Below are 21,372 nucleotides of genomic sequence, written 5' to 3' on the forward strand. Positions count from 1 at the left end.
TGCCTTCTCAATGATAAATAACAACATCATGCTGGTGGAGGGCAACCGCCTTTATCTGGAGCAGCTTTCCAACATAATAAGGGCAACGGAAACCGTCACTCTGGTGGCCCGCTTCCGGGATGCCAAGGATGCCCTGGGACAGGGCATGGTATTTACCCCGAATATTATTCTGCTGGATGCAGATAATCCCAATATTATGAATCTGCTGGAGGAATTCCATCGGGTTTATCCCAATGCGGATATTATATGCACCGGTGAAAAATGGTCTGCCGAAAGCTCCAGCCTCTACGTCAATGCAGGGGCCAAGTGCTTTCTGGTAAAGCCATTTTCCAGCGAGGAGCTGCTGGATGCCATTTTTGCCTTCAGCAAGCCGGCATCAGGGGGTAAGAAAGCCAAGGTTATGACCTTCTTCAGCCCCAAAGGGAAAAGCGGCAAGACCACCCTTATAGCCAATCTGGCCATGGCCATTTCCCGAAAGACCAATGCCAGCGTGGGCATTATTGACGCGGATCTGCAGTTTGGTGACATGGCCTTTTTCTTCAATCTGAAGCCCCAGAGTACCATTGTGGAGGCCGCCAGAGATACAGATTTTCTTTCTCCTGTGTCATTGAATTCCTACTTTGTGCCGGTGGCCAAAAATGTATCTATCCTCTGTGGTACCAAGGAACCAAGCCTTATTGACAAGGTGAGCATTTCCGCCTTTGAGGCCATCGTAAACATGGCCAAGACCATGTTCCAGTACGTGCTTATCGATGTGCCGGCGGGCTTTAACCCCACCTCCATTGCAGCGGCGGAAATGGCTGATACCACCTACGTTGTAGCCATGCTGAACGGTGGCTACGAGGTACAGCACATTCAACGGTCCCTTGATGTTTTCACCACCTGGCCGGACTACAAGGAAAGGGTGAAGATTATCCTTACCCGTGTGGAGCCTTGTACCATCACTGCCAAGCAGGAAATGGAGGAAATTATCGGTTATCCTGTGGTGGGCATCATTCCAAATGCCTATCTGGATGTGGCAACTGCCGCCGATGACGGCCGCATGGCCCTGGATTTGAAGCCGAACAGCCCTCTCAGCCAGCGGATCAACTATCTGGCCGGGCGGATAACCAAGGAAAAGCAGGACGATAACGATGATTTTTAAGCTAATGATTGCACTTCTTGCTGCCCTTATAGTTTTCAGCATATTTATGTTTTTTCTGGGCCGCAGGAACAGTGAAAAACAGAATATCAAGGAGCGCATAGCTTATTTTGCCGACTACCGTACTGACAATACTGCCTCTGCTCAAAAGAAAGGTCTGGGGGATTTTATAAGAGGCCTGTTTCACCGGGGCGGTGAAATGCTGGAGCCCTTTAAGAAAAGCAATTCCTTTGACGTGAAAATGCAGCAGGCGGACTGGCCCCTTACGGGAACGGAATTCCAGCTTATTTTGACGGGTCTGGGGATTATTGGTGCCTTGGTTTTCTTTGCCTATACCCTTCAGTTTGTGGGCATGATTTTAGGCTTTATCTTCGGAGCCCTGCTGGGATGGACGGTGCTGCTTTTCCATATTCAAAGGCGTCAGGCCGCCTTCACCAACCAGCTCAGCGATATGCTGAAAATGATTGCTGATGCCATGCGCGCAGGCTTCAGCTTTATGCAGGCCATGGAGCATGTGGCCAGGGAAATGGATGCCCCCGCCAGCCGGGAGGTACAGAAGCTCATGCGTGAAACCAACCTCCGCATTCCTCTGGAAACAGCCCTGGAAAATATGAGCCAGCGGGTCCAGAGCAAGGACTTTGACCTTGTTGTTACGGCAGTGCTGATTCAGCGCCAAGTGGGTGGCAATCTGTCCCAGGTGCTGGACAATATCAGCGATACCATCAACGCCCGTCTGAAAATGCGACAGGAAGTAAAAACCCTTACCTCCCAGGGGCGGTTATCCGGGATTATCCTGGCCCTGCTGCCAGTTGCCCTGGCAGTGTTTATAAATTCCGTTAATCCCGGCTATTTAAAGCCTTTATTTGAGGAAGAAATCGGCCATATTGCCATAGGAATAGCTATTTTTTTGGAAATTATTGGCTTTATAGTTATTAAAAGGATTGTAAATATCGATACATAGGTAAATAATAATTCTTTTAACTAGTGACATTTCACCTGGAAAATTGTATTATTATTTTACAGCTATCATTTTATAATTTATATTTTTAAGTGATGTAGCTATAGTTATTTATTTTGAAGGGAGGATCTTATAATGAAGGTTATGCGTTTTTTGGAGCAGAAGGCTCAGGGTATGGTGGAGTACGCTCTTATTCTTGCATTTGTAGTTGGTATTGCAGCTGTTGCACTTCAGAGTGATAACGGTTTGGGACAGGCAATCAAAAGTACTTTTTCATCCGTTACAGAGCAGCTTAACACTACAAAAAATCAGAAGCCAGCAGCTGGTGGCGGTGAAACAGCCCCTGCTAATTAATTCCTCTGGATGTGTTTAGAAACTACATCAGCGGAGGATCGCTAGTTGAAGTGACTGCATTCGGAAATCTTTAAATGAAAAATTAAAACTGAGGAGGCAGAAGTATGAAATTCCAAAAAGCACAAGCCATTGTGGAATTTGCATTCGTTCTGCCTCTTTTTCTTTTGTTTATGGTGGGCATCATCTACTTTGGCTTTGCCTTTGCCGACTATCTGATGCTGAACAATACTGCCAGAAGTATTGCTCATGAGGCCTCTATGACCAAGGATGCTGCCACCCGCCAGATAATTGTAAAAAACAACATCAAAAATGTATATCTCACCAGTGATATCTTTAAATGGGAACCGAACAGGGAATCCGGCATCAACAATGCTTATCTGGAAGTCAAGAATGAAAATAACGATGTGGTGGTTACAGCCAACGCACCTTACAATACCAATTCCTATTTTGGAAGACTTATGAGAAACTTTGGCTCGAAAAGTGCCCTTAAGGGGATTAATATAAAATACACCATGTACTGTCCTAATTCCGGCGGAGGCAATTAGGCAGCCTTTTGGTGCTTTGAATTGGAGTGAGGGTATTTTGTCACTTTTGGAAAGATTAGGCCGTCCCAACCAGCGGAATATACAGGTGAGAATCTTTGCCTCCCTGTCCGTTGACCAGGTGGACAATTCCTTTCAGGAAATCAAATTAAAAATACATCATCGCATTGTGGAGGAAATGACTCCTGAGGAGCAGCGCATTTTATCCACCAAGAATCAGGACGTGCTGGAAATTGAGCACGTCATAGATTCCTATGTCCAAAAGGTGCTGGATGAGAATCCCTTTGCCATTCCAAGAGGAGAACGGGGCAGGGTTATCAGCGACCTGCGGGATGAAATGCTGGGGCTGGGGCCTATTGAGGGTCTCCTGAAGGATGATTCCATTACAGAGGTAATGGTAAACGGTCCCCGGAAGATATTTGTGGAGCGCATGGGCAAGCTGCTGCTGACAGATATTACCTTCCATGATGATGAGCATCTGATGAATATAATTGAACGGATTATTTCCCCTCTGGGACGCCGCATTGATGAGGCCTCCCCATTGGTGGATGCCCGCCTGAACGACGGCTCCCGTGTAAATATTATTATTCCGCCCCTGTCACTGGTGGGGCCGGTGCTTACTATCCGTAAATTCTCCAAGAAGCCTCTGACCTTTGATAATCTGATTAATTTTGGTACCCTGGACCGCAGAATGGCCAAATTCCTGCAGGCCTGTGTGGCCGCCAAAATCAATATACTGGTAACAGGTGGTACCGGCTCCGGTAAAACCACCACCCTTAATGCCTTATCTTCCTTTATACCAAGCACCGAGCGTATTGTAACCATTGAGGATGCGGCAGAATTAAGGCTGCAGCAGCCCCATGTGGTAACATTGGAATCCCGCCCGGCCAACATTGAGGGCAAGGGGCAGATTACTATCCGTGATCTGGTGCGGAACGCCCTGCGTATGCGTCCAGACCGTATTGTGGTAGGAGAGGTCCGTTCCGGCGAGGCCCTGGATATGCTTCAGGCCATGAACACCGGCCATGACGGCTCACTGACCACAGCCCATGCCAACAGCCCAAGGGATGCCCTCAGCCGTCTTGAGACCATGGTGCTCATGTCCGGCTTTGAGCTGCCTGTAAAGGCCATAAGGGAGCAGATTTCCTCTGCCATTGACCTTATACTCCATCAGTCCCGTATCAAGGATGGCAGCCGCAAGATTACACATATTACCGAGGTTCAGCATCTGGAGGGGGATACCATCACCACCCAGGACCTTTTCTATTACCAGATGACAGGCATGGACGAAACCGGCAAGGCCGTGGGACGCTTTGTTTCCACAGGACTGCTGCCAAGCTTTTTGGACAAGTTCCAGGTTAACGGCGTTGAAATGCCTGATGAAATGTTCCAGAATATGGGAGATGAAGGAGGAATGTATTGATGATTCTGGCCCTTCTTTTTTCCATGTCCGTGGCATTGCTGATATTTCTGCTTTGCTTTGGCTTCATCAAAAACTATGTGGAGCCCCAGACCACCTATCAAAAGCGTCTTAACTCCATTACTGACATGAACACTGTGGATGCCAGCCGCATGATGAGCAATATGGCACTGAACAGGGAGCGGGAAAAGGATGATATGTCCTTTTACAGCCGTGTCGTCAAGCCACTGGTGAATAAGCTGGAAAAGAACTTTTTTGAGCTGACCCCATCCACCCTTACCGGCAGCATCCAGCAAAAGCTGACGGTGGCCGGCCTTAAGAACAGGCTGTCCGTAGGCGGCTTTTCCATTATCTGGGCTATCTTTGTGTGCTTTACCACCTACTTTGCCTACAGATACGCCACATTTCACAGTATGCCACCAATACAGATTATTTTGTGGCTGGTGCTGGGCTTTATTATTGGCGGCACCCTGCCAATAATTATACTTAATACCCTTATTGCCAAGCGTCAGGAAAAAATATTGAAGCAGCTGCCGGAGATTCTGGATCTGATGTGTGTCAGCGTTCAGGCCGGCCTCACCTTCGATGCTGCCCTGAAAAAAATAATCCAGCGTACCCATGGACCCCTTATAGACGAGTTGCGGGATGCCCTGGATGACATGAGCATGGGTGTGACCCGGCGTCAGGCCCTAAAGGCCATGTCCAACCGCTGTGAGGTGCCGGAGCTGTCCCTCTTTGTATCCTCCATAATTCAGGCGGAGCGTCTGGGTACCAGTATCAGCAACACCCTCACCATTCAGGCCAGCAACATGAGGGAGCGGCGCCGTCAGTCCATCAAGGAACAGGCACTGAAGGCTCCCGTGAAGATACTCTTTCCTTTGGTAATATTTATATTTCCGGCCCTTTTCGTAGTAATATTGGTGCCGGTGCTGCTGAACATGATTAAGCATTTTTGATTTGAGGATGATGGGAAAATGGTGATTTTGACATTAAACTGTGCTCCCAAGGAAATAAAATTCAGGCTTATGGTGGCGGATAATTTTCTAAAGAGATTTCTGGGCCTCATGGGCCGCTTCAGGCTGGAGCCCAACACGGGGCTGCTGCTGACCCCCTGCAACAGCATTCACATGATGTTTATGCGGTTTCCCATTGATGTAATCTTTTACGACAAGAATTACAAGGTGGTGAAGGTGGCCACAGAGCTAAAGCCCTGGACAGGAATATGCATTGCCCCCGGGGCCAGCGGAGCCATAGAGCTGCCTGCGGGAACCCTGAGCCAGCTTCCCCTTGAGAGCCTTACTTCCATAAAAATAGAACCGGAGCCTTGCTGATACATACAGTATTGGCAAGAAGCCGGTTCTTTTTTATTGGTATGATGTTGGCATGAAATCACAGTATATCCGTGGCACTGACCAGGGAAACTACATAACCCACTGATGGCCCTGATGCTCTGCCCGTGTAATTCTTTTGGAAATAATAGCCCTGGCTCTGGAGCTGGATTCTGTTGCCGGCCACAATACTGCCATAAAAGTTGGTATGGTTGTCATTGACATAAACAGAACCAAAAGGGGCATAAATATCTCCGGTAAATGTGCCCCCCTGACAATTCATCCAAAATTCTCTGTTACCATTATTGATAAGCACTATAGGCCTGCCAGAGGTCATATCACCGGAGAAACTAAAGTTATTTATATTGTCACAGATAACATAAAGGGGCTTATTGGTATCCCCGCTTATGGCCTGGGAAATATTAAGATTGAGGTTGGGAATATTAAAATATATTACATCCACATTTCTTTGTTCAGTGCGTACTATGTCGTCATAAAATTTACTGAGTTCTGCATTCTGCTGATTCTGGTCCGTAACCCTGTAGGTGGAGGAATCATTCATCATGCTCTGTACCGTGTCCCGATAATAGTCCGTCACATCCAGGGTACCATTGTATTCGGGATAATTCACCTGCCCCTGGGCTATGGCCTCGTTCACCGTAGGTCTGTCAGTGCCATTTGGACCAAAGGCCGATGGGTCCAGAAAGATCTTGCCCGCAGCATTGTCATATTCATTTCTGTCCCCCACAACAATGGGACCATCAAAGGTTGAGACATTGTTTTTGTCCTGTTGAATATTATAATTGTCCGGATTTTGAATATTATTTACGGAATTAAAGGCTATGGCCGTAAAGAGATTATCAAAGAGGGCGTAGCCGCCACCACCGCTGCTTCCCGAAGCCGTCCGCCTTAAGGAAATCTGGGCAACACCGGCAGCACTGATTTCCGTATCATCCCCAATTTGCGGGAAATACCGCAGAAAATACAGGGGAACCCTTTCCTTGAGAACAACCACATAATAGAAATTCCCGTTCTTCTCCTGCACCTTGGGCGGTGTTTTAAATGAGGCCTTGTTATCATTTACGGTCACATATTTCTGGGCAAATTCATTTGCCTTCTCCAGCTCGCCGCCACTTTCCGCAAAGGCACTGCCTCCCGCCAGGGCTGCGGCATCGGCAGTATTCTGGAGCCTGGAGTAATGTATATATAAATTTCCCAAATCTATTACCAATCCGGCAAAGCACATAAGAAACGGTATCAGCACTGCAAATAAAATCATGACAGCGCCCCGCTGTTCCTTCATCATATATGCCCTCCCTTCACTGCTGTAATAATTTATTTTATGCCTACAGTATATTATACCGCAGTTATTCATATAATAGCTAACAAATATTTTCATATTTTATAACATTGTCCATTATAACGCCATTGTTCAAATTTTTCTTCTTTCAGAAGAAAAATCTTCCAATTAGCGTTTCCCTAAAGGACTAACTCACTTCGTTCGTGTCGCAACGAGCTGGGAGATATGCTCGCCAGCTGTTGCAGTTTGTTTTCCCCCACCTAAAGAGGTGGGAGACATCTTAAAGCTCGTTATAACACAAGCCATAATTATGGTTTTTTTTATCAAAATAGAGTATGATATAGCTTGAAATATTGTTAGATTTTTTAGGAGGTTCCATCGTGCGTATCGTTGTAGTTGGCGCGGGAAAGCTGGGCTACTCCATAGCCGAACGCCTTTCCCAGGAAGAATATGACGTTATTGTTGTGGACAACAATGCATCCCGCCTGCAGAATGTACAGGCCAGCCTGGATGTTCTGGCCATCGAGGCCAACGGCTCCAGCCCTATTACCATGAATAATGATGATATCCGTGGCGCCGACGTGCTCATAGCAGTTACCGCCACCGATGAAGTAAACATGGTATCCTGTATTTTGGCCAAAAAGCACGGCATAAAGCGGACCATTGCCCGCATAAGGGATATGCAGTTCATTTCCGAGGCCAAGGAATATCTGAAATCCAACTTTGATATAGACCTGATGCTGAATCCTGAGCTGATTATGGCCATGGAGATAAATCGTATTCTCATGGTGCCGGCAGCCCTTAATATTGAGGATTTTGCCGACGGACAGGTGCGTCTTTTCGAGACCAAGGTAAAGAAAAAATCTCCTCTGACAAATATACAATTGAAGGATTTGGAAATGCCAAAGACCATTATGGCGGCCATGATTTTCCGGGGGCAACGCATGATCCTGCCTCATGGTGATGATTCCTTCCAGGCCGGGGACAACGCCTATTTCATAGGCCTGACCCAGGATATAGATGATTTCTCCAAGAATCTGGTGGAGCGCAATGCCTCCAAGCTGGAAAAGGTTACCATCATAGGTGCCGGCCGCATGGGACGCTTTGTGGCCACCATGCTGGACAAGCAGCACGTAAAGGTGAAGATTTTCGACACCAACAAGGAACGCTGCCGTCTGGTGGCCTCCATGTTCAAAAATCACGGCAAGGCCATATGGGCCGACGGTGCCGACATCAACAAGCTGCTGGAGGAAGGCATCAACGAGGCTGATGCCCTTATCTGCCTTACTGATGATGACAAGCTGAACTTCCTGCTGGCCCTATTGGGAAAGCATCACGGCGTAAAAAAGACCATTATCCGCCAGGCCAAGACCGACTACAAATCCATTTTGGCCGAATTGGGCGTGGATATTTCCCTGTCCTCCAGACTGCTGGCCACCAATGAGGTTCTGGCCTTTGTCCGGGGCAATTCCGCAGTATCACTCCTGCAGGACGCAAGAGCCGAGGTTACTGAGGTCACCATTGAAGATGGCTGCCCTGTCTGCAACAAGCGGCTCATGGATGCCAAGCTGCCAAAATCCTGTCTGGTGTGCGCCTTCGTAAAGGACGATGTGGTGGAGATTCCTAATGGTAATACGGTGCTGGCTGCCGGCGGCAGGGCCATCATAATCACGGAAAAGCAGGCCACCACCAAGGTTTTAAAATATTTCTACAGCTAAGGCTGGGAAGAAAATAGGAAGAAAAATGGATAAACTGATCCTGTTTCTGCTGGGCAGGGCATTGCTGCTGTGCTCAGGCTGTATGGCGGTTCCCTTTGCCTACAGCATTTACCTCCATCATAATTTCATGACGGGGGTTTTCGGACAATCGATATTTGTTACACTGCTGCTGGCAGTATTTCTCATAAAAAAATCAACCAATCCACCGGAATCCTTGTCAGTTTACGGTGGAACTATCTTTTTGTGCGCAATTTGGGTGGCGGTGGCCCTGTGTGGCGGTCTGCCCTACTATCTCAGCAACAGCCTGGGGGCTGTGGATTCCTTCGTGGAAAGCATGTCGGGCTTCACCACCACAGGCTATACCAATATCCTGTATCTCAAGGACCCTGCCCTTATTCTGTGGCGCAGCATGACCCAGTGGATTGGCGGTGGCATGATTCTCATGTTTATTGCCACTGTGTTGCCGGCCATTACGGGGATGTTCGGCACCAGCTTTGCCATGCCCGTGGCCCTGAAAACCGGTATCGTCACCATAAACCGTCTCAAAAAGAATACCCGCCGCCTGTTTGTTTTGTACGGCATACTGTCCCTTATCGGCGTGTTCTTTTTCAGCATTGCGGGGCTGGGCACCTACGATGCCATCAACTTCGCCATGGTGACCATTTCCACAGGAGGCTGTTATTTTTCCGATGCCTATCTGTACAATAACATCTGGTTTGCCTCAGCCGCCATTGTGGGCCTGATCGCCGCCGGAGGCAATGTAATTATCTATTGGCAGGCCATTAAGCGGCGTCAGTATTCCATGCTGAAAAAGACCATCCACAATTCGGAGTTTCATATCTTTTTGCTGATTATTCTGGTCATCGGCCTGATTTGCGGCCTTCACCTTTATCACAACAATTATTACAGCCTGTCTGACAGCCTGCTGTACGGCTTTTTCTCCGTGGCCCTCTATGCGGGGACCACAGGAGCACCACCATCAGAGGTGCTGACCTGGACCGACTTTGACAAAATGCTGCTCATCGTAGTGGCTTCCATCGGCGGCTGTATCGGCTCCCTGGCCGGGGGCTTCAAGATTCTCCGCCTTATGATTCTCTTTAAGTCCTGTGCCAACGAAATGACCCGCACCATTCATCCTGATATTATCATGACCATGAAAATAGACGGTGACGTGGTGCCATCCAAGGTAATCAACAGAATTCTGGGCTTCTTCTTTATGGTCATTGTGACCATTGCCTTTTCCATTCTGGTGATTTCCGCAGCGGGGCTGGATATGCAGCAGTCCATGGACATCGTGCTGGCCTGCATTACCAGTACAGGACCCATTATGCTGTTTCATACCAGCCACAGTGAGCTTCTGGCACTGCCGGTGATAGTGAAGCTCTTCTGCTGTTTTCTGATGGTTTTGGGCAAGCTGGACATTTTTGCCTTTTTGATTCTCATATTCGGCAGCCGCCAGCAGCTGCTGCATAAACACTGGTAAGGGGGGTGCATCATGAGTTATCCGGTCATATACTATATGCTGAGCCGCCTTATGTTTGCCATGTCCCTTACGCTGCTGATACCCTTTTTTACGGCCATACAGCTCCACGAAAACAACGAGCTGGATTTTCTGGCTGCCATAATTTGCAGCCTTTCCCTTTCGGTATTCTTCAGCAACCGGGGAAAAATCACCACCAAGGACATAAGCATCCGTGAGGGTATCGCCATCACGGGCCTCAGCTGGCTCTTTGCCTCCATAATCGCCTCACTGCCATTTCTGACAGGCCATTATATGCCGGCGGTGGACTGCCTCTTTGAAGGAGTTTCCGGCATTACGGGCAGCGGTGCCTCCGTGGTCAAGGACATTCCGGGGCTTCCCACCAGCATCATGCTGTGGCGCAGCCTTACCCACTGGCTGGGTGGCTTGGGCATCATCGTTATCTTTATAGCCATTGTGCCCCAGACCGGTACCAAGAGCCTGAAAATGTTTGAGGTGGAAACCACGGGCCCAACTGAAACAAGGCCGCTCCCGAGATTTCGGGATACGGCCCATGCTCTGCTGATCGTATATATTTTACTTACCTTTATTCTCACGGGAATGCTGCTGCTGTGCGGCTTCAGCTTTTCCGATGCGGTGAACAATGCCATGTCGGCCATTGCCACCGGTGGCTTCTCCACCCAAAATGAAAGCATTGGCTACTTTGACAATCTGGCCGCCGAGATAGTGCTGACCATTGCCATGCTGGTGGGAGGCGGTAACTTCTCCCTGTACCTCATAGCCTGGAAGCAGGGCTACCGCAAGATTATAAAGGACGGGGAATTTATTGCCTACATGGTGCTCTTTGGCACCATATCACTGGCCATAACCGTCAACCTCTTTGCAGCCATGGATATGAATCTCTTTGAGGCCTTCCGCTATGCCACCTTCCAGACGGCAGCCACCATCAGCACCACAGGCTTTTCCAACAGTGATTTTGATGCCTGGCCGGCCTTTTCCAAATACGCCCTGCTGATAGTCATGATAACCGGCGGCTGTGCCGGCTCCACCTCAGGAGGCATGAAAATAGCCAGATTTTTGCTGCTCTTCAAGATGCTGCACATCATTATTCAGGAGAAGCTGCACCCCAACCAGATTATCCACATGAGTTACGATACGGTGGAACGGCTGGACATTGTGGTAAACAGAGTGGGACGCTTCTTCTTTCTGTACGTGTTCCTGGCCCTTATGGGTGCCCTGGTATTTACTATTGAGGGACTGCCTATAATGGATGCCATTGTGCTGGGCTTTTCCGCCATCGGCAATGCAGGCGTGGCCTTTGGTGCCGCCAATGATTTCAGCAGCCTTAACGATCTGACCAAATGCATCTGCTGCGGTCTTATGGTAATTGGACGTCTGGAAATATTCCTGTTTCTGGTAATGCTGAAGCCATCCTTCTGGCAAAAGGGCGCCAGCTGGTAACTAAATAAAAAACAATGCCATCAATCCAAATATTAATACCATTGTCTTCAAGGTACTTGGCTAATGTATGTATTTGCCATTTTAGCTGTTTCAATGGATTTCCCATAGATGAAGTATAAGTACCAGCAATATCCTCGATATTTCAGATTGTTGACTTTTATGCTGTAGATTAATTTAAAAAGAAGCCGTTCATTGATATCTGACCTGTCCATCTGGCAGGTAGCATACCATAAACGGCTTTTTTCATGGGCAAAAATACCCTGGGGGTAAAAGGATCACAAAGATAATATCTAATTAAACTAATTCGCTGTAAAATATAAGAAAATTTGATACAGTTTCATAAAAATATTAACATTAAAATTGACTTTACAATAATAAAACAATATACTGAACTTGTAGATCTACAGATGATGTAGTATCAGGTATCCATGGCAGCTTGATACATATAGTATGGGTATGGCACATGCAAAATTTGTGTGCTAGAATACAAGGAGAAGGTATTATGTCGGATGAAGAAATATTGTCGACTCAATTTGAACCATGGGAACAAGCCACCATTACTAACGCTGTAATGTTTAGGTTAGTTATGGAAAAGCCAGGCTTGTGCAAGAAATTATTAGAGAGACTGCTTAATATAACCATATCAAAGATGGAGATTCCTGAATTTGAAAAAGATTTCAGAGAAGGTATGGTTAGCAGAGGTATTAGGCTGGATATCTATATTGAGGATGCTGATGGAACGGCCATTGACATTGAAATGCAGGCGGTTACCAAATCAAAAGAGGAACTTGGGAAGCGGGCAAGATATTATCAGTCTATAATGGACCATAATCTGCTGGCTAAAGGCCAGCATTATACGAAATTACGGAAGTCTTACATTATCTTTATTTGTACCTTTGATCCCTATGGTACTGGATTACCTCGTTATTTCTTTTCAAATATATGTGTTGCCGATAATAGTCTGGAGCTTTGTGATGAGGCATATAAGATTTTCTTTAATGCTTCTGCGGTAAATATGGATAATATCACAAAAGACCAGAGGGCATTTTTAAAGTATGTAAACGGCGGTTTGGCCGAGGATGATTTCACACGGGAGCTGGATAGCACAGTAAAGGAGTATAGGGAAGATAAAAGAAAGAAGGCGACATATATGACTTTTCAGCAGGATATAATGGAAATAGAAGCTCGTGGTGAAATGCGAGGGGAGCTGAAAATGGCTGTTCAGACAGTAAGGAATTTTATGTCCAAAAATCCTCAAAAGGATGTTAATACTGTCATGGATGATCTTAGCTATGAAGGTGAGCTTCGAGAGCAAATTTTAAAGCATATTATGCAATAATCTATCTAATATGACATTCATAATATTTCCTGACATAAAACTAGACGAAATCAAAAAAATCTTGGTGGCAAGAAAGAAGCTTTTTATGCTGTAGCTTAATTTAAAAGAAGCCGTTCATTGATATCTGACCTGTCCAACCAGCAGGTAACATACCATAAACGGCTTCTTTTTTATTAAATATTTATCTCATGCATCAAAAAACTCGTTTTCCACCGCCATGCAAAGCAGATGATAAACCGGCAGATGAAGCTCCTGAATCTTGTAGGTTTCCATCTCCGGAACGCAGATGGAGATATCGCACAGGCCCTTCAGCTTGCACTCACGGCCACCAAGAAGGCCGATGGTCTTTACGTTCATGACCTTGGCCATTTGAACTGCATAAATTACATTGGAAGAATTACCGGATGTGCTTATACCAATAAGTACATCCTCTTTTTTTCCCAATCCCAGCACCTGCTGGGCCATGGCCAGATCCGGAGCCTGGTCATTGGCAAAGGCACTGTTCAGGGCCACTGCATTCATAAGGGACACTGCCGGCAGGGCCCCCTGAAGATTATCACGGAGATAATCGGCCTCATCGGGGCATACAGACTTCATCCGCTCATATAAATCATCCCCGATAGGACGCTTCAGAATAAACCCCTTCATAAGCTCACCCACAATGTGCTCCGCATCAGAGGCACTGCCGCCGTTGCCGCAGGTCAGCAGCTTGCCGCCGTTGCTGTAGGACGCACAGATAGCCTCTATGGCCTGATCAATGGACTCACGGCACACTGTCAGGGCAGGGTAACGCTTAATAAGGTTATCGATCATCGTCAAAGTAGTTTCCTTCATTTATCATCACCTCATATCAATACAATATATGCACGCGAATAGGCTTGGGACATTATATACGGACGTATTTTGCCTTGGTACTTAGTGAATTCAAGCCATTGGCGCCGAATGAGCTTAGTACCACTAGGCAAACTAGTGAACGCGAGTGTTCCGTATATGATGTTCCAGCCTATTAATATAGTATTCCAGCCTATTAATATAATGTCACCAGACTCTTTATTTAATGTTAACAGGCTCTTTATATAATGTTATAGCCTCTCTATATAATGTTCCAGCCTATTTTACTTTCTGTTTATGAGCTGCTGAAGCTCCCGTACCTGGTTCAGATGAGTCTCATAATCCAAATCGTTGGCATCATACTGCATACGCTTTTTCAGCTCATCTATACGCTTCTGGAGCTTCTCCTTCACTTCCTGACTAAGAGCCATATATTCACCTCACTAGCTAAATCTAACACATTATACATTAATTGTTCAGATTTTGCCACAGGCAAAGTCTCCTTATTAAAAGAAGTCCGTTGGCTCCGTGAGTCAACGAACTTCTTTTGTTATGTCTTAACTATCTTAGAAGGTATAAACTGTGCTTATGCTGCCCATGACGCCCTGCTTCTTGCCCGCATAGGCGGTGAGATTCAGGTCTACGCCCCATGGGGTGTCAGCAGTTGGCTTCATGAAGGCGCCGATTTCGCCGCGGATTCTGCCGCCGCCAATGTCAGCACCACGGATATCAACACCATTTACAGTGCCATAGGCCCTGCCGCACATCTCGTACTCATAGGCCAGACCGCCGTAGAAGCTCCACTGATCGTCCCTCTTTTCGGTGTAGCGTGCCCCTACCCGCAGCAGGCTGCTGGTAATGTCGTCAAGTCTGTAGTCAGCGCCAGCCACCGTAAAGTCGGTACCATTTCTGTGGTTGTAGAAATACTTGGCATAGACATCCAGTACGGTGTGTCTGTCAAGCTTCAGCTCACGGCCCACACCAACATGGAAGCCATAATAGCCGGTGTCGGTGTTGTAGCTGTAGGCATTGCCCATGTTATCCCGCAGGAGGCTGTTGGCATCCTCATGAACAGTACCGGCACGGAGGCTGCCCTCCACATAGAGGCCCTTAGGAGTATACCACTTGGCCAGGAGACCGCCGCCGGTATAACGGGTGCTTCCGTCGCCACGCTGTGCTGCATCGTTATAGGTGGTGTAGTTGCCGTTTCCATACTCGAAGAAGGCACCATACTCAAAGGTGGAGTGCTTCTTCACGTTCTTGTGGCCCAGGGCCAGGATGGCATTCCAGGTGCTTACATCAATATGGCTGCCGGTTTCCTGGGTCAGCTTGCCGCCACCCAGCTTGGCAAAGGTCGCAAGACCGTCCTTGCCGGTGTTTTCCGGCAATGCCAGACCATCAACTGCAGAACCGATGTAGTCATTACCTACATTCAGGGTGGTCATGGTAGCCTCGGCACCCATCAGGGTGTTGTGGGTCTGCTCAGTGGCCCTTACACTCTTTACGTTGTAAACTACGTTGCCGTTAGCATCGAGGGCAACCTTGCCGGTACCTTCCACTGCTATGCCAATGGTAAAGTCGGAATCCTCATTGACATTGACAGCCTTGTTGGTTACCGCACTCTGGTCAAGGAGAGTCATGGTATCATCTACTGCCACTACCTTTACGCCTGTAAATTCAACATTCTTGGCACCTACAGTTGTCATGGACAGATCACTGGCCGTGCCGTCACTGATGGTAACAGCTGCCTTGGATTTGCTCCATGGAGCAACTGAGAAGTTCATGGACTCAAAATTCTTGATATTCTTTACGCTCTGGTCACCGCCGGTCCATGGTGTTTTGTTATAGCCAATATTTAAAATATTGCCGTTATACTGGAGGTTACCGCCAAAGAGACCTGTATTGGATACATCGGCGGTACCAAAGAGATTTACTGTATTATTCTGAGTAGTGCCGCTTACGCTGTAACCACCATATACGCCACCGTCAATGGTTACACCCAGGGTTGCAGAAGTAATGGTATTGCCGGATACGGTGCCACCACCAAGATTAACTGTGTTGTTATCCGCTGTGGTAGTGCCGCCATAGCCACCGATAACGCTGCCATTAACGGTGCCGCCGGTCAAGGTTACCGTATTGCCAGTAGCCGTGGTGGTGGCAAATCCGCCGATAACGTGTTCAGTTACGCCACCCTTCAGCAGGGATACACTGTTGCTTACTGCCTCGTCACAGCCACCGCCGATAATACCAAGAACGGTGCCATCGTGGAAGTATACCAGATCGTTGGAGGAACGGATCTTGCTCTTGCCGCCGTAGATGTAATCATCAACAGCAGCTTTCTTTACGGTAACTACGTTGCCGTCAGCAGTGCCGTTTTCACTGTAGCCGCCATATACTGCACCCTTAACTTTTACATCACCGTCAAGGGTTACATTGTTGGAAGCTGCTGCTTCGGTTCCGTCTGTCTTGCCGCCGTATACGCTGCCGCCTACACTGCCGCCAGTTACATTGGCCTCGTTGGTGGAAACAGTGCCATTCTTGCTGTAGCCACCTATTACATTGCCACCAACAGTGCTTTTGGTAACATTGGCCTTATTCTCGTTGGAAGTGCCGCCACCGTTGCTCTGGCCGCCAATTACATTACCAGTTACCTTGCTGCCGCCAGTTACAGCAGTCTCGTTCTTGTTGGTGTTACCCTTTTCGCTATATCCACCAACTACGTTACCGCCAACTTCACTGCCAGTAACATTGGCCTTATTCTCATTGGATGTACCGCTGCCATTGGTCTGGCCACCAACTACATTCTTCTCTACCTTGCTGCCACCAGTTACGTTGGCTTCATTCTTGTTGGTATTGCCGCTTTCAGTCTTACCACCGATTACACTGCCACCAACGGTACTCCCGTCCTTGACATTAGCCTTATTTTCGCTTGTATTGCCGCTTTCGCTCTTACCACCGGTAACATCACCAGTAACCTGGCTCTGGCCCTCTACTGTGGCTTCATTGCCTGAGGACTCTCCGTTGCCGCCGGAATGGCCGCCGTTCACGTTGCCGCCAACCTTGCTGCCACCCTTCACATCGGCCTTGTTATTCTTGGTGTCGCCGTTACCGTCGGACTTACCGCCGTTTACGTCACCATCAACCTGGCTCTGGCCCTCTACTGTGGCTTCATTGCCTGAGGACTCTCCGTTGCCGCCGGAATGGCCGCCGTTCACGTTGCCGCCAACCTTGCTGCCACCCTTCACATCGACCTTGTTTTCCTTGGTGCCGCCTTCGCCACCGGTCTTGCCGCCGTTTACATCGCCATCAACTGTACTATTTCCGCCCACAGTGGTCTCGTTGCCGGAGGACTCCCCGCTGCCACCGCTGGTGCTGCCGCCGTTTACGTCACCGTGAACAGTAGTGTTCTCTATATCAGTCTTGTTATTCTTGGTGTTCCCGGTGTCACTCTTGCCACCGTTTACATCACCATCAACTTCACTATCCTCCACTGCGGCCTTGTTGTTAGTGGAGTCGCCATCTTCGCTGGTACCGCCGTTTACATCGCCGCCAGTGCCGTCATCGTTCTTCTGGATATGGGAGTTTTTGACCTTGGTTTCATTGTCCTTGGCCTCGCCATCACCCTGGGCCTCGCCGCCAGGAACATCGCCCTTATGAGGATTTTCGCCGTCCACTGTGGTCTTTGTTGCCACGGCATTCTTGGTTTCAACTTCTTCATCAATGCCACGGTCCACAACATATACAAGGCTCTGGGTTGCACTGTCCCAATAAGCATGGCCCTTGCCGGTCTTGCCGTTATCCAAGGTAAAGATACCGCCACGAACCTTGTTGACGCTGTTACCAAAGTTGGTTACCAACTTCATGGTATCACCCTTGTTAAGAGTGCTTACTCCCGTAAAGGCCACATTGTCTGCATTTACAAAGGCATCCGTATAGGCGATTTCATCTGCAGAACGGGCGTATGAGCTGTTCCAGGCCACCTTGCCAACATTAATGTCAGAGGCCTTGTTGGAGTCTACTGTGTAGAGCACACTGCCACCGCTTGCAGATACATTACCCGTTACAGCCCCCTTGACGGTCAAGCCCGGATTGGCTGTATAGGTGTAGTTAAGCTTCCCAGTATCCTGGGCAACAATATTATTTAAAGTATTATTGGCCTTCAACAGGGTCATGAAATCATTGGCCTTGGCTGTCTTTTTCTGGTCATCGGACATGTTTATGCCAAAGCCGGACTTGTCCAGACTTTTAACACTGGAATAGTTGTACATGGCAGAGCTCTTGTCCATAAGCACTGCGCCCTTATTATATGTTACCTTACCAAGGCCGATGGTATCTATGTAGGCTGCACCTATGCTGTACTGGAGAGCAGTTCCATCACCGCTGGCCTTCACGCCCTTGGCCTGCTTGCCGGAGATAGTGATGTTATTCTCGGTTTCGCTGTAAGTTCCGCTTGGCTGGTAAGCAATAGCACTGTCAATTTTGGCACCAGTAAAGAAGCCCGTTGGGGTCGCGGTAAGAATATTATAATCTCCCACAGCTGTAGGCGTTTTAAAGCCGCTGCCAGTAACGGCAATAATACCGCTGTCGAGTTTTCCCCAAGTGCTATTCACAGTACCAGTGCTGGAACCGTCCCACTTGGAAATATCTACAGTTTCAAGAGTCTTGCTGGTTACAGCATATTGAACTATGCCGTCACCTGTAGTAACGTCACCCTTCAATGTACCAGTAAGGTTTGCTGCATTATTTATGCCATAGCTAACCTTCTGGCTTACTGGGGAGCCCTTTACTGTAAGGTTTGGTTTAAGGTTATTGGCACCATAAAGCAATCTCCAATGGTTTCCCGTGGCAACATCATTGACGGAAGTAGCTCCATCAAAAGTAAACGTCAACTTAGATGCGTCCACGCCGTTGTTTCCTACATTATTGAAATTATAGCCTGTCCCCGTAATTTCCCGGCCAGTGTCCCATTTCATTTCACCCAGGGTGATGGTATCTACGGCCATGGACTCGGCATAGTATTTCAAGGTTGCGCCGCTGTCTTCCGTCTTAATACCGCCGGTTTTGCCGCCAGCCAGAGTTACGCCATTTTGGGTATCGTCAGTAACCCGCTCATCGCTTTTGTAAACCTTGGACCCGGATACGGTGCCGAAAGTGTTTGCAGCCAAGTTGTTAAAGAGGATTTTATCTTCCGCCAGGGAAGGAAAATTCCCTGTCTCCACCGCTATGTTGGTGCCTGTCCAGTTGGTAGGAAGCCCCATACCGTCTGCGCCCGTCCAACCATTAAGGTTCATGCTGCTAATGGTACCGCCAGTAATGGTATATTTTACATCAGTGCCAGATACCCCTACTGTACCCGTACCAGTACCTTTATAGGCAATATTATTGTCGGTAAATTCAGCAGCTACCTTGGCATTGACCGGCTGGGTAAGAGTGTAGGATGTGGCACTATCCAGCCCCGTAGCCCCGGTAATCATACTGATGGAAGCGTTCGGTGCAGTAGCCTTGCCTGTAAAGGTCAGATTTGATGCGTCAAGTTTGGTTAATCCCGAAAATTCATACCCTGTAGGTGCCGCCATCGACGTTCCCCAGGCCATCTGCTCCAAAGTAATCTCCTTTACACCATGGATCCCGGCATAATAGGTCAGTGCCGAGCCATTTGACGAGACTTTGACTCCGCCGCTACCATTGCCTTCCATGATGATTCCATTTTGGAAATCATTACGAAATTCTTCTCCTTCGCTTTTATAAGCGATGGCATCAGCGATTTGATTGTCAGTGAAAAATCCCTCACTTGCTGTCAGAATATTCTTGGAAGTAGTCCCTTCCGGCAATGTTGGAGCAAAAGTGCCTGTCGCCGTAATAGAACCAGCCGTAAGGCCATTTTCCAGGTCTGTCGTGGAAAGAGCCACCGTATTGCTGGCGTCCCACCCCGCTAAATCGATACCCGTGAGTTTGTCCTTTGCGATTGTATATTGCACCTTATTATAAGCATCGTTAATGGAAAGGGTGGTCTTTCCCACCAATTTTTTAAGCGTTACATTATTCGTCAATGTCTGCGGAGTATTTGGTGTACCAGCATTGATAACTTTGCTTTTTGTCGTGGAGTTAAATGTCTGCGAACCGCCATTATACGTGACCGTGATGGAATTTAAGCTTTGTGGGGTTTGTGCGTCAGGTGTCCCTTGGTACCATGCACCCTCAAGCAACGTCATAGTGCCGGGAGCAGAATTTAAAATATTTATGTTGGATATATCCAGTTTGGCGCCATTTTGAAAACCTATACCGCTCGTTGCCTTTAATACAGGCACAGACTCGCTCCAGTTAACCTTACGAAGCACAATCGAGTCAGCACTCTTTACCATTTTTACTGTGTTGTTTGAACTGCCAGACCACGCATTAGCAGCTGTAGTGATGGTTGCAGTTGTTGAGCCATTATAAACTCGGGAACCGCCAATATAGATATTATTATCCGTAAACGAACCTGACCCACCGCTAACAGTCGCGGCAAAAGCTCCAGCAATGATTGCATTTTCCAACCCCGTGGTTGTGCCATACAGATTTAAGCTGTTATGCTCCATTATATTAGGTGATGCAACGTTGGAATTTACTGCATAAACACCACCAATATAATTTCCATTAGTGAATGTGCCACCACTTATGGTAACGCTGTTATAACGCATCTTCTTTGCAGCCGCACCAGTAATATAACCTATACTAGATGTAGTAGCAGTAGAACTCCCTGCGGTAATTTCCACCTTGTTATAATTTGCCTCACCATTGCCTGAACCATAGCCACCAAAAACACGCTTGAAACTTCCACCATCTATAGTTACAGTGTTATTATTGATAAGGTTATTGTTTTGCGGGGATGAGTAATTACCATAGCCACCATAAATATACTCTACATTGCCATTCTTCAATGTAACCGTGCGGCCACTTAAACCTACATTATCCGTTGCGCTATAACCACCAGAAAATCCCCAAATATTCAAACTTGAGGAATTAACCTTCAAGCCCGTATAAGTCGTCCCATCTTTTAGATAATAAACCGTTTGCTGCTGCTCATCTTGGAAACCATCTACGTTTGCACTGTATGCTCCACCGCTAGGGTTCTCGGTGATTGGAAGTTCTTCCGCCTCGGCCACAGGCCCAAAAAGGCTCCCGCTGCCCAATATCAATGCCGCCAATATAAGACGGGTCAATTCCTGCTTGCTTTTCTTGCTTTTCATATTACTCCCCTCCCTGGGTTAAATTTACTAATCCCATGCTAACGGGTCCTAAAGCTCTGGATTAATTCGACTAAATTCAGTGGTAGTTTAACACTCCCACTGAATAGTCTCATTGAAAACAAAAAGCCGTCCCTCAGGCCGTAGGCAAGCCGCAAAAGCTCACCAACCTCCTGAGAGAAGGCTTTTTCACATAGTTATGTACTTGTCGATGAGTGTCTACCGGAGCCGAACAGCTACCCCCCCCCGCGAGGACAGACTCAGGCACAAAAAA

The 21,372-nt window shown here is 47.7% G+C and carries 15 protein-coding genes; 11 read left to right on the forward strand and 4 right to left on the reverse strand.

Going from position 1 to position 21,372, the window contains the following annotated elements; all coding sequences use genetic code 11:
• The first annotated feature begins 10 nt into the window (after positions 1 to 10).
• The 7 genes from D081_RS02795 (at position 11) to D081_RS02825 (ending at position 5,746) form a co-directional block, all read left to right on the forward strand.
• The gene (locus D081_RS02795; protein ID WP_085022607.1) at positions 11 to 1,144 is read left to right on the forward strand and encodes a response regulator; all 1,134 of its coding nucleotides are present in this window, start codon (positions 11 to 13) and stop codon (positions 1,142 to 1,144) included.
• A complete protein-coding gene (locus tag D081_RS02800; RefSeq protein ID WP_085022608.1) occupies positions 1,134 to 2,102 on the forward strand; it encodes a type II secretion system F family protein in 969 nt (322 codons plus the stop codon). Before D081_RS02795 ends, D081_RS02800 begins: the two co-directional genes overlap by 11 nt.
• Before the next feature lie 132 nt (positions 2,103 to 2,234).
• Positions 2,235 to 2,453: a Flp family type IVb pilin gene (locus D081_RS12800; protein ID WP_085022609.1), complete on the forward strand. Its 219-nt coding sequence runs from the start codon at positions 2,235 to 2,237 to the stop codon at positions 2,451 to 2,453.
• 104 nt (positions 2,454 to 2,557) lie between these two features.
• Positions 2,558 to 2,998 carry a TadE/TadG family type IV pilus assembly protein gene (locus D081_RS02810; RefSeq protein WP_085022610.1) on the forward strand — a complete coding sequence of 147 codons (441 nt, stop codon included), beginning with the start codon at positions 2,558 to 2,560 and terminating at the stop codon, positions 2,996 to 2,998.
• A gap of 37 nt (positions 2,999 to 3,035) precedes the next feature.
• On the forward strand, positions 3,036 to 4,418 hold the full coding sequence (locus D081_RS02815) for a CpaF family protein (RefSeq protein ID WP_085022611.1): 1,383 nt from the start codon (positions 3,036 to 3,038) through the stop codon (positions 4,416 to 4,418).
• Complete coding sequence (locus D081_RS02820; protein ID WP_085022612.1) at positions 4,418 to 5,371, forward strand: type II secretion system F family protein; 954 nt, start codon at positions 4,418 to 4,420, stop codon at positions 5,369 to 5,371. Before D081_RS02815 ends, D081_RS02820 begins: the two co-directional genes overlap by 1 nt.
• Before the next feature lie 18 nt (positions 5,372 to 5,389).
• Entirely contained in the window at positions 5,390 to 5,746 is a 357-nt protein-coding gene (locus D081_RS02825) for a DUF192 domain-containing protein (protein ID WP_143272105.1), read from the forward strand.
• Positions 5,747 to 5,804: 58 nt separating this feature from the next.
• Here the strand turns inward: D081_RS02825 and D081_RS02830 are convergent, their stop codons facing one another.
• Positions 5,805 to 7,049 carry a TadE/TadG family type IV pilus assembly protein gene (locus D081_RS02830; protein ID WP_158087533.1) on the reverse strand — a complete coding sequence of 415 codons (1,245 nt, stop codon included), beginning with the start codon at positions 7,047 to 7,049 and terminating at the stop codon, positions 5,805 to 5,807.
• Positions 7,050 to 7,423: 374 nt separating this feature from the next.
• Here D081_RS02830 and trkA point away from each other — a divergent pair, with 374 nt between their 5' ends.
• The 4 genes from trkA (at position 7,424) to D081_RS02850 (ending at position 13,041) form a co-directional block, all read left to right on the forward strand.
• Entirely contained in the window at positions 7,424 to 8,761 is a 1,338-nt protein-coding gene (gene trkA, locus D081_RS02835) for a Trk system potassium transporter TrkA (RefSeq protein WP_085022614.1), read from the forward strand.
• A 25-nt stretch (positions 8,762 to 8,786) separates the two neighbouring features.
• On the forward strand, positions 8,787 to 10,244 hold the full coding sequence (locus D081_RS02840) for a TrkH family potassium uptake protein (protein ID WP_085022615.1): 1,458 nt from the start codon (positions 8,787 to 8,789) through the stop codon (positions 10,242 to 10,244).
• A 12-nt stretch (positions 10,245 to 10,256) separates the two neighbouring features.
• Positions 10,257 to 11,702, forward strand: a complete 1,446-nt coding sequence (locus D081_RS02845) for a TrkH family potassium uptake protein (protein WP_085022616.1) — start codon at positions 10,257 to 10,259, stop codon at positions 11,700 to 11,702.
• Between the two features lie 463 nt (positions 11,703 to 12,165).
• A complete protein-coding gene (locus tag D081_RS02850; protein ID WP_085022617.1) occupies positions 12,166 to 13,041 on the forward strand; it encodes an Rpn family recombination-promoting nuclease/putative transposase in 876 nt (291 codons plus the stop codon).
• Between the two features lie 186 nt (positions 13,042 to 13,227).
• Here D081_RS02850 and D081_RS02855 read toward each other — a convergent pair whose 3' ends face one another.
• The 3 genes from D081_RS02855 to D081_RS02865 all read right to left on the reverse strand — a co-directional run bounded on the left by D081_RS02855 (position 13,228) and on the right by D081_RS02865 (position 21,101).
• The gene (locus D081_RS02855) at positions 13,228 to 13,875 is read right to left on the reverse strand and encodes an SIS domain-containing protein (protein ID WP_085022618.1); all 648 of its coding nucleotides are present in this window, start codon (positions 13,873 to 13,875) and stop codon (positions 13,228 to 13,230) included.
• Between the two features lie 281 nt (positions 13,876 to 14,156).
• On the reverse strand, positions 14,157 to 14,303 hold the full coding sequence (locus tag D081_RS02860; protein ID WP_085022619.1) for an aminoglycoside phosphotransferase: 147 nt from the start codon (positions 14,301 to 14,303) through the stop codon (positions 14,157 to 14,159).
• 135 nt (positions 14,304 to 14,438) lie between these two features.
• Positions 14,439 to 21,101, reverse strand: a complete 6,663-nt coding sequence (locus tag D081_RS02865; RefSeq protein WP_085022620.1) for an autotransporter outer membrane beta-barrel domain-containing protein — start codon at positions 21,099 to 21,101, stop codon at positions 14,439 to 14,441.
• Positions 21,102 to 21,372: the final 271 nt, after the last annotated feature.

Source organism: Anaerovibrio sp. JC8, from assembly GCF_002100115.1.
Taxonomy (GTDB): domain Bacteria; phylum Bacillota; class Negativicutes; order Selenomonadales; family Selenomonadaceae; genus Anaerovibrio.